Raw genomic sequence first — 8,687 nt, 5'->3', positions numbered from 1 at the left:
CAGGTGACGAGCGTCGAAGGCTTCCCGAAGGAGCCCAATCCTTGGCATTTTCATCCGGTGGGGATTGTTGGGAATTTTATGCAGCGCTGTCAAAACGACTGTATAAATTATGACGTAATGTATGCCCCACGCGGCCCTGCATATAGAGATGACCAAATAAAATCATATAGCCATTACAACGTCGCCATTGACAATTCGCCCGGGCGACTGGCCGGGAATAGCCGACGCCACGGAGATGCAAGTCATGCTGTACAGAGAGGTGCAATAGACCTTATCGTGGAGGCGGCAAGAAATCATGGGCTTGATAGAAACGACACAATAATGGTTTTGGCGATGGCGCGAGTGGAGTCGGGCTTTAACCCCGACGCGGCGGCTGGGACTACATCGGCTTCAGGCCTAGGCCAGTTCGTGGATGGGACGGCTGCAGCTTACGGGATAACGACTAACGAACAGCGGTTCGATGCCAAAGTGGGGGCCGACGCGTTGGTTCGGCACTATCTCGAGAATAAGAGACTGGCAAGCAGGTATTCCGGAAGGGAGTTATATGTAATGATTTACGCCTATCACCACGACGGCCCATCGTTGGCCTACGGAGGGAGAGGTATATCGGAATCGCACGTCATGCCGTTCTACGACTTATTCCAGAAAAATATTTGTAATGATATCGTGGGGTAGTGTTATGAAGCTCTTGAAAGTTATTATTGTTTTTTGTCTGATCTCTAGTGCAAACGCCTTTTCCAGGGATCGTGATATCACTATTGAGAGCAAAGACTTGAATGGTGTTAGCCAGAAGGCTGTTTCAACCGTTTCAAAGGACGCCTCTTTCGAGCCGTTTAAGGACCTGGGTTGCAAACTGGTAGGAAAAAAAATCCCGCTAACTTCGTCCTCGACCGTCACATATTTTATAACGACATCCAACGCCTGCGGTTGGGGGGCGGCAGTTGGTCCGATTTGGATTGTGGACGAATCGCATGAGAAGGTAATTCTGAGCACCGGGGGCTATTCGATTGAAGTTCGCCAGCATGCAAAAAATGGCTTCCACGATATCGACGTTAACTCGGAGATCTCCGGAAATCCTCAAAGCACCTCTTACTTCTTCAAAGAGGGGAAGTATGCACCATTGAAAACACATGACGGGTCAGTGCGCCACTGATGAATTTTCAAGAACGTGACGGATCGAGCATATCTGTATACCCCAGCGACGATTGACAGATAATCGAAGACCCACGTTGTACGATGAGGCGAGGTTGAATTACCGAACTTATCGCGTGCGGCTGCTACCTGATTTCAAGTCTCCGCTTGATCCTGAAATGGAACAACGCGATAACGTTGTGCAGCTATCGTCCGCCGTGTCTGAAGATCCGCGCCGCAGACGTTCAGCACATTAAGCATGGCGCCTTTACAGAGGTGGGCACGAGAAACGTGACTTGTTATTGATGGCGCCCCCGTAATGCCGTTTCGCAAAATTCATAGCTACCGCGGAACAACGGTGCACCGATATGGTGGGCGACTTGCCGCGTGAGGCTGAAATACTCGCAGCTCTTACTGATCTCCGAGTGTTTCAGGCCGATCGCGGCGTGCCCTGCACTGGCCTGATATCGTGCACCCACTTGTGCACTTTGCGTTTTGCGGGAGACCCTATGCAAAATTCCTGCGTAGTCGATTGTTGCCCACGGGCTTCAATACATGATCGACAACGATCATCGTTGGCAAGAGCGCTACCGGACTTGTCTGTTCCTTGATCGCAATCGACAGACCGCGGCAGAACAGCAGCAATGGCTCGGCGAAACGCAAAAGCGCAAAGAAAAAGGGGTTAGCATCAGCTAACCCCTCGATTCCTTGGTCGGAGCGAAAGGATTCGAACCTTCGACCCTCTGATCCCAAATCAGATGCGCTACCAGGCTGCGCTACGCTCCGACGAATCGAAGATTCTATCGACCATTTGACCATTCGGTCAATCTTTATTGCAATATGGATGCAGGACGACGCGGCGATGAACCGTTCGCGGCCTGCAACGGCGGGCGCACGGCGCGCGACAGGTTCGGTCGTACTGCCCGTCCACGCATCGGAGACAAATCATGATGAACCTGATTCTGTGGCGCCACGCCGAAGCCGAGGACTATGCGGCGAACGATCTCGCGCGGCAACTGACCACTCGCGGGCGCAAGGAAGCGCAGGCGATGGCCCGATGGCTGCGAGGCCGACTCGAGTCGAGCACGGTGATTCTGGCAAGCCCGGCGGCGCGCACGGTGCAGACGGTCGAGGCGCTGACCGACCAGTACCGGACCGTCGACGCGCTCGCGCCGGACAGCAGCGTCGACGACGTGCTCGCAGCTGCCGGATGGCCGGACGGAATCGCGCCGACGGTCGTCGTCGTCGGTCACCAGCCGACGCTCGGCAGCGTCGCCGCGCATCTGATTGCCGGAAACGGCGACAGCTGGAGTATCAAAAAAGGCGGTATCGTGTGGCTCGCGAGCCGCAAGCGCGACGGCAACCGGGAAGCCGTGCTGCGCGCGGTTTTGCCGCCGGAACTGGTTTGAAGGGATAGATCGTACCGTTTCGCAAGCTTTCTGCTAAAGTCAATTCGGCGACACGTCATTGAAACGACATGCTCGTGCCACATAACGGTCACGGCCGGTTACTACATTGGCGGGCATGTCGCCTTATTCCTTACGACCAGGAAAGCCTAATGCGAGAACTGCCGACGCCTACGCTCCCTTTTGCCTCGCTTCCCCTCGACACGTCGCGGCGCCACCTGCCGCGCGCTGCTGAAACGGTCACATCGGAGTACCGCCTGCGCGCCGCATGGGCGCGCACGGAAGACGAACTGCGCGAGGCGCAGCGCTTGCGTTATAGCGTGTTCGCCGAAGAAATGGGCGCGCAGGTGAGCGGGCCCGCCGGCCTCGACGTGGATCCGTTCGATGCGTACTGCGACCACCTGCTGGTGCGCGATCTGGATACGCTGAAGGTCGTCGGCACGTACCGTGTGCTGCCGCCGCACCAGGCCGCGCGTGTCGGCCGCCTGTATGCGGAAGGCGAATTCGATCTGTCTCGCCTCACGCATCTGCGCGGCAAGATGGTCGAGGTCGGCCGCTCGTGCGTGCACAGCGACTATCGCAGCGGCGCCGTGATCATGGCGCTGTGGGGCGGTCTCGGCGCGTACATGATGCAGAACGGCTACGAGACGATGCTCGGCTGCGCAAGCGTGTCGATGGCGGACGGCGGCCACTATGCGGCGAACCTGTATCAGTCGCTGCCGGCGAACTCGCTGACGGCACCCGAATATCGCGCGTTCCCGCACACGGCGCTGCCGGTCGACGAGCTGCAGACGGGCACGGTCGTCGCGCCGCCGCCGCTGATCAAGGGCTATCTGCGTCTCGGTGCGAAGATTTGCGGTGCGCCTGCGTGGGATCCCGACTTCAACTGCGCCGATTTCCTGACGCTGTTCCGCCTGTCGGACATCAACGCGCGCTACGCGCGGCACTTCCTCGGCTGAATCGGGTGAAGCGTGTGCGCCGCTGACCGGCGCACACAAACGAGCGCCGTCGAGCGGTATCGAGCCGCGCGACGGCGTTCTCGCATTTGCACATGTATGGCCCCGTTAAATCGACGCACGCGCAAGCCATACCGTGCCCGCAGGCACGTTTTCCCAGACCGAAACGTGTGTGCCGGTCCGACGAGCCGGACGGCGGATACCGGCCAGATGCCGGCTGCTCAGTGCCGGCGCCGCCAGTCGAGCAGGTGGTGTTCGGCCATCCAGTGATGAATCATCCCTTCGCCGCCGTGGCTGCGCTTGTATTCGCGCGATTCGAAGTACGACAGCGCGACGAGCACCGCCAGACCAATGAACAGGCCGATCAGGCCGGCAATTTCTTCAGACGACATGGCAGCCTCCTTCCTACGGCACAGCGCCATGCGTACATAGTAGGACATGCGCGAGACAACCCGTAAACCGGAATTCCGCTAGACTCGCGCGTCCAGGCGCGCAGCGGGCGCGCCGCTTTCCGGAGCCATAACCCGATGATCCGTTTCATGCTGGCCGTGCTGGCTGCATCCATCGTCGCCGGCTGTGCCGGCGATCCGCGTCAGGCGCGCCGCGGTCACCCGCCGCAGGATCCGGCCGACTACCACGGCGTGCCGACCGACATGACGCCGCCGTCGATGCTCGGCGAGCCCGCACCGCCCGCGGCTCGCTGACGGCGCATTCCAAACGGTTACGCGCCCGCCGCGGGCGCGACCGTCGTGCCGCCGGCACCGATGCGTCGCACGAGCGCCGGCAGGTAGCGCGCGAGCGTCGCACCGCGCGCGGCCATGAACAGCAGCAGCGCGAACCACAGGCCGTGATTCCCGAGCGGGCCGACGAACGCGACGGTGGCCGCGACGAAGATCGCGAACGACGCGACCATTGCGCGCATCAGCGCTTGCGTGTGGGTCGCGCCGATGAACACGCCGTCGAGCAGGAAACCCCACACGGATACGATCGGCGAAAGCGCGGCCCACGGCAGGTAGCGCAGCGCGACCGCACGAACGTCGGCCTGATCGGTGAGCTTCGCGACGATCCAGCCGCCGGCCGCCCAATAGACGAGCGCGAACAGGACGGCACCGAGCGCCGACCAGAACAGCGTGACGCGCACCGCCTGCCGGAACGCGGCGCGATTCCGTGCGCCGGCCGCGGCGCCGACGAGCGCCTCGGCCGCGTGGGCGAAGCCGTCGAGGCCGTACGCCATGAAGGTCTGAAAATTCAGCAGCAGCGCGTTCGCAGCGAGCGTCGCATCGCCCTGTTTCGCACCGAGATGCGCGAACCAGCCGAACGCGCCGAGCAGGCACAGCGTGCGCAGAAAGATGTCGCGATTGAGAACGATCAGACGCTCGAGCGCCGCACGATCGGCGAGCGCGCGTGCCGCGAGCGGCGGCAGGCCGCGCGGCCGCAGCCGCCACAGGATCGATGCGCCGAGCGCGAAGCCGCACACGTCGGCAGTGGCGGTCGCCGCGCCGATGCCGGCGACGCCCCAGCCGAAGCCGTACACGTAGAGCAGCACCGCGCCGACGTTCACCGCGTTGATGAATACCTGCGCGACGAGCGCGAGCCGCACGCGCTGCGCACCAAGCAGGTAGCCGAGCACGACGTAGTTCGCGAGCGCGAACGGCGCGCTCCAGATCCGCGCGTGGCCGTATGCAAGGGCCGTCGCGCGCACGGCGTCGCTGCCGCCGAGCGCAGTCAGCGCAAAAGCCAGCAGCGGCACCTGCAGCGCGAGCACGGCAGCGCCGAGCACGAACGCGACGATCAGCGCACGCAGCACGTTCAAGCGGATGCCGGCAGCGTCGCCCGCACCGTATGCCTGCGCGACGAGGCCGGTGGTGCCCATTCGCAGGAAGCCGAAGCCCCAGAACACGAAATTGAAGAACAGTCCGCCGAGCGCGACGCCGCCGAGATACTGTGCGCCGTCGAGATGGCCGGCGACGGCTGTATCGACGGCACCGAGTATCGGCTGGGTCAGGTTCGCAATGACGATCGGGAACGCAAGCGACAGCACGCGCCGATGCGACACGGCGGCCGACGCGACGCCGGCCCCGTGTGCGGAAGCGGAGTCGGACATGGCGGACGCGTTATGCGCGTTCCTGCACGCACACCCACGGCGACACGACGACGGCCCACAGTTCCGGATTGCGCGCCGCGTAGTCGCTCGCGGTTTCGGCCGGCATGCGCGCGACGAGGCCGGCGGACAGCCAGCGCGTGACCTGTTCGGCATCGTCGCCGGCGATCGCTTCCGCGACGCTGATCAGATCGAGGTCGCGCGCGACTGACAGCAGCTTGCCTTGCGCAAAGAAGCGCTCGAGATCGCACCAGTCGATCTTCGCGGTTTCACCGAGGAGCTTGGCGTAGAGCGGGCTGTGCGACGCGCCCGCGGCGGATGGGTGTTCGGAGGACATCGGATTCTTCGAAAGACTGCGTGGCGCCACTATAAACCATCCGGCATCGTCGCCGGGCGGCAGTTCACGCGTCGCGCAGCGCGCGGCGCACGATCTTGCCGGTCGCCGTCATCGGCAGGCTGTCGACGAACGCGATCGCGCGCGGATACTCGTGCGCGGCGAGCCGTGTACGCACGTGCGCCTGCAGCGCGCGCACGAGCGCATCGTCGCCGACATGGCCGGGATTCAGCACGACGAACGCCTTCACGATTTCGGTGCGCGTGGCGTCGGGCACGCCGACGACGGCCGCCATCCGCACGGCCGGATGCGTGAGCAGGCAGTCCTCGATCGGGCCGGGACCGATCCGATAGCCGGCGCTCGTGATCACGTCGTCGTCGCGGCCGACGAAACGCACGAAGCCGTCTGCGTCGACGATGCCGGTGTCGCCGGTGAGCAGATAGTCGCCCGCGAACTTGTCGCGTGTCGCGGCCGGATTGCGCCAGTATTCGATGAACATCACCGGATCGGGACGACGGATCGCGATTCGTCCTTCGACGCCCGGCGGCAGCGGCGTGCCGTTGTCATCGACGATCGCGACGGTATGGCCGGGCACGGCCTTGCCGATCGCGCCCGGCCGCGCGTCGAACAACGCGGCGCACGACGACAGCACCATGTTGCATTCGGTCTGCCCGTAGAACTCGTTGATCGTCACGCCGAGCGCGTCGCGTCCCCACGCGGTCAGTTCGGTCCCGAGCGATTCTCCGCCGCTCGCGACCGACTTCAGCGACAGCGCGTAGCGTTCGCGCGGTTTCGGCACCGCGCGCATCAGCTTCAGCGCCGTCGGCGGCAGGAACGCGTGCGTTACGCCGTGCCGGGCCATCAGCGCGAACGCGGCGTCGCCGTCGAATTTTTCGAAGCGGCGCGCGAGCACGGGCACGCCGTGATGCCACGACGGCAGCAGCACGTCGAGCAGGCCGCCGATCCACGCCCAGTCCGCCGGCGTCCAGAAGAGCCGCGCATCGCGCGGGAAGCATTGCTGCGACATCTCGACGCCCGGCAGGTGGCCGAGCAGCACGCGATGCGCGTGCAGCGCGCCTTTCGGTTTGCCGGTCGTGCCGGACGTGTAGATGATCAGCGCCGGATCATCGGCGGCGGTGTCCGCCGGCGTGAAGTCGGGCGTTTCGGCCGCGAGCGCGGCGTCGTAGCGCAGTACGCCCGGTGCGTCGGGCGCATCGTCGCCGATGCAGTAGCACGTATGCAGCGCCGGCAACCGCGCACGCAGCGGCGCGATTTTCGCGTAGCCGGCCGCGTCGGTGACGAGGGCCGCGGCTTCGCTGTTCGCGAGCCGGTACTCGAGCGCATCGACGCCGAACAGCGTAAACAGCGGCACCGCGATCGCGCCGAGCTTGTACGCGGCCAGATGCGCGATCGCCGTTTCCGGGCCCTGCGCGAGAAAGATGCCGATCCGGTCGCCGCGTCGAAGGCCCGCGCGGGAGAAGCTGTTCGCGAGCCGGTTAGAGGCGTTCCTCAGATCGTCGAACGTGAAGCGCGAGACGTCGCCTTGCGCGGTTTCGTGGATCAGCGCGACACGTCCGCTGCCGTCGGCCCACTTGTCGCAGACGTCCACGCCGATGTTGTAGCGGGCCGGAACGTCCCACGCGAAGCGGGAGAGCAGGTCTTCGTAGCGGTCGGCGGCGGGCAGCATCGCGTGTCTCCTTGGCATCGATCGTGGCGTTGCCCGAACAGATTACATCGGCATTTCACGCGGACGAAACCACAATGGCGTCTGATGGATAGGGAATGTTCGGGCTCGTGCGACCGGTGCGGCGCCGTGCACGATTACGCAATGACGCATAAGATCACGACAAAACAGTGATGTGACCATGGATTTGCTTCTGATAGCTGCGGGGTTCAGCCTGATCGGAATCGGGGTGCTGGTGGCGTTTGCCCGTCACGTCGATCCGTTGTCCGGCCGTTTCACCGGACGTCTGCGCAAGCGCTGACGCAATTTTTTCCGACCTTCATGTGCGATGGCGCGCGATGCGCGCCGGCATCGCGCGCCATCGGCCGCGCTCAGCGTGCCGGCAGGTAGCGCGCGGGGTCGATCGAACGGCCGCCGTAGCGCAGCTCGAAATGCAGCGCGACGCGATCGCTGTCGCTGCTGCCCATCTCCGCGATCGTTTGCCCCTGCGTGACCGACTGACCTTCCTTCACAAGCAGCGCGCGGTTGTGCGCATACGCCGTCAGATAGTCGGCATTGTGCTTGAGGATGATCAGGTTGCCGTAGCCGCGCAGCCCGTTGCCCGCATAGACGACAACCCCCGGCGCCGCAGCGACCACCGGCGTACCGGCGGCGTTCGCGATATCGATTCCCTTCGACTTCGAGCCGTCGAACGTGCGCACGACGTTGCCCGCGGCCGGCCAGATCAGCGCGATGCTCGCGGCCGGCTTGACGGCCGATTCGACAGGCGCGGACGGTGCGGGGCGGCTGCGGCCCGTGGTGCCCGTGCCGGCGGTGGACGGCGCGGACGCGGTCGACGTGCCGGGCGGCGGCGCGACACGCAGGACCTGACCGACCTCGATCGCGTCGGGGTTCGTGAGCTGGTTCCAGCGCGCGAGGTTCTGCACCGACTGGCGGTTTTCGCGCGCGATCTTGTACAGCGTGTCGCCGCGCTCGACGCGGTAGAACCCCGGGCCGACCGGTGCGGCGCCACATGCGGCGAGCAACGCGGCGCAAGCGGCCGCGCAGAGTCGCTTCGTTGTTGTTTCGAACATTG

The 8,687-nt window shown here is 64.1% G+C and carries 11 protein-coding genes and 1 tRNA gene; 6 read left to right on the top strand and 6 right to left on the bottom strand.

Going from position 1 to position 8,687, the window contains the following annotated elements; translation table 11 throughout:
* From BUB20358_RS18370 to BUB20358_RS18360, 3 genes are all read left to right on the top strand, one after another.
* On the top strand, window positions 1-675 hold a 675-nt coding region (locus BUB20358_RS18370), incomplete at its 5' end, for a lytic transglycosylase domain-containing protein (protein WP_133168025.1).
* A gap of 4 nt (window positions 676-679) precedes the next feature.
* The gene (locus BUB20358_RS18365; RefSeq protein WP_123806843.1) at window positions 680-1,153 is read left to right on the top strand and encodes a hypothetical protein; all 474 of its coding nucleotides are present in this window, start codon (window positions 680-682) and stop codon (window positions 1,151-1,153) included.
* Between the two features lie 533 nt (window positions 1,154-1,686).
* Window positions 1,687-1,827: a hypothetical protein gene (locus BUB20358_RS18360; RefSeq protein ID WP_158380479.1), complete on the top strand. Its 141-nt coding sequence runs from the start codon at window positions 1,687-1,689 to the stop codon at window positions 1,825-1,827.
* 13 nt (window positions 1,828-1,840) lie between these two features.
* Here the strand turns inward: BUB20358_RS18360 and BUB20358_RS18355 are convergent.
* Window positions 1,841-1,917, bottom strand: a tRNA-Pro gene (locus tag BUB20358_RS18355).
* Between the two features lie 161 nt (window positions 1,918-2,078).
* On the opposite strand from BUB20358_RS18355, the gene sixA reads away from it, so the two are divergent.
* On the top strand, window positions 2,079-2,540 hold the full coding sequence (gene sixA, locus BUB20358_RS18350; protein WP_006764635.1) for a phosphohistidine phosphatase SixA: 462 nt from the start codon (window positions 2,079-2,081) through the stop codon (window positions 2,538-2,540).
* Window positions 2,541-2,689: 149 nt separating this feature from the next.
* Window positions 2,690-3,496, top strand: a complete 807-nt coding sequence (locus BUB20358_RS18345; protein WP_045552477.1) for a GNAT family N-acetyltransferase — start codon at window positions 2,690-2,692, stop codon at window positions 3,494-3,496.
* A gap of 218 nt (window positions 3,497-3,714) precedes the next feature.
* On the opposite strand, the gene BUB20358_RS18340 is transcribed toward BUB20358_RS18345, so the two are convergent.
* A complete protein-coding gene (locus tag BUB20358_RS18340) occupies window positions 3,715-3,885 on the bottom strand; it encodes a hypothetical protein (protein WP_165802995.1) in 171 nt (56 codons plus the stop codon).
* A 135-nt stretch (window positions 3,886-4,020) separates the two neighbouring features.
* Between BUB20358_RS18340 and BUB20358_RS18335 the strand changes: the two genes are divergently transcribed.
* Complete coding sequence (locus tag BUB20358_RS18335) at window positions 4,021-4,197, top strand: hypothetical protein (protein WP_006764632.1); 177 nt, start codon at window positions 4,021-4,023, stop codon at window positions 4,195-4,197.
* Between the two features lie 17 nt (window positions 4,198-4,214).
* Here BUB20358_RS18335 and BUB20358_RS18330 read toward each other — a convergent pair whose 3' ends face one another.
* The 4 genes from BUB20358_RS18330 to BUB20358_RS18315 all read right to left on the bottom strand — a co-directional run bounded on the left by BUB20358_RS18330 (window position 4,215) and on the right by BUB20358_RS18315 (window position 8,685).
* Window positions 4,215-5,597 (bottom strand): MATE family efflux transporter, encoded by a 1,383-nt coding sequence (locus tag BUB20358_RS18330; protein WP_035972635.1) that lies wholly within the window; start codon window positions 5,595-5,597, stop codon window positions 4,215-4,217.
* A gap of 10 nt (window positions 5,598-5,607) precedes the next feature.
* A complete protein-coding gene (locus BUB20358_RS18325; protein ID WP_035972633.1) occupies window positions 5,608-5,931 on the bottom strand; it encodes a DUF2288 domain-containing protein in 324 nt (107 codons plus the stop codon).
* Window positions 5,932-5,995: 64 nt separating this feature from the next.
* Window positions 5,996-7,615: an acyl-CoA synthetase gene (locus BUB20358_RS18320; protein WP_035972632.1), complete on the bottom strand. Its 1,620-nt coding sequence runs from the start codon at window positions 7,613-7,615 to the stop codon at window positions 5,996-5,998.
* A 368-nt stretch (window positions 7,616-7,983) separates the two neighbouring features.
* Window positions 7,984-8,685: a peptidoglycan DD-metalloendopeptidase family protein gene (locus BUB20358_RS18315; RefSeq protein WP_006764628.1), complete on the bottom strand. Its 702-nt coding sequence runs from the start codon at window positions 8,683-8,685 to the stop codon at window positions 7,984-7,986.
* Window positions 8,686-8,687 lie beyond the last annotated feature (2 nt).

Origin of the sequence: Burkholderia dolosa (genome assembly GCF_902499135.1) — a bacterium.
GTDB lineage: Bacteria > Pseudomonadota > Gammaproteobacteria > Burkholderiales > Burkholderiaceae > Burkholderia > Burkholderia dolosa.
Note: the sequence above shows the minus strand (reverse complement) of the source record. Positions and strands in the feature narration are given on the sequence as shown.

Bases quoted from the DNA above. Each gene is read 5' to 3' on its own strand.
- sixA (WP_006764635.1), top strand. From the start codon at position 2,079: ATGATGAACCTGATTCTGTGGCGCCACGCCGAAGCCGAGGACTATGCG.
- BUB20358_RS18315 (WP_006764628.1), bottom strand. From the start codon at position 8,685: ATGTTCGAAACAACAACGAAGCGACTCTGCGCGGCCGCTTGCGCCGCG.
- BUB20358_RS18340 (WP_165802995.1), bottom strand. From the start codon at position 3,885: ATGTCGTCTGAAGAAATTGCCGGCCTGATCGGCCTGTTCATTGGTCTG.
- BUB20358_RS18330 (WP_035972635.1), bottom strand. From the start codon at position 5,597: ATGTCCGACTCCGCTTCCGCACACGGGGCCGGCGTCGCGTCGGCCGCC.
- BUB20358_RS18320 (WP_035972632.1), bottom strand. From the start codon at position 7,615: ATGCTGCCCGCCGCCGACCGCTACGAAGACCTGCTCTCCCGCTTCGCG.
- BUB20358_RS18335 (WP_006764632.1), top strand. From the start codon at position 4,021: ATGATCCGTTTCATGCTGGCCGTGCTGGCTGCATCCATCGTCGCCGGC.
- BUB20358_RS18365 (WP_123806843.1), top strand. From the start codon at position 680: ATGAAGCTCTTGAAAGTTATTATTGTTTTTTGTCTGATCTCTAGTGCA.
- BUB20358_RS18360 (WP_158380479.1), top strand. From the start codon at position 1,687: ATGATCGACAACGATCATCGTTGGCAAGAGCGCTACCGGACTTGTCTG.
- BUB20358_RS18345 (WP_045552477.1), top strand. From the start codon at position 2,690: ATGCGAGAACTGCCGACGCCTACGCTCCCTTTTGCCTCGCTTCCCCTC.
- BUB20358_RS18325 (WP_035972633.1), bottom strand. From the start codon at position 5,931: ATGTCCTCCGAACACCCATCCGCCGCGGGCGCGTCGCACAGCCCGCTC.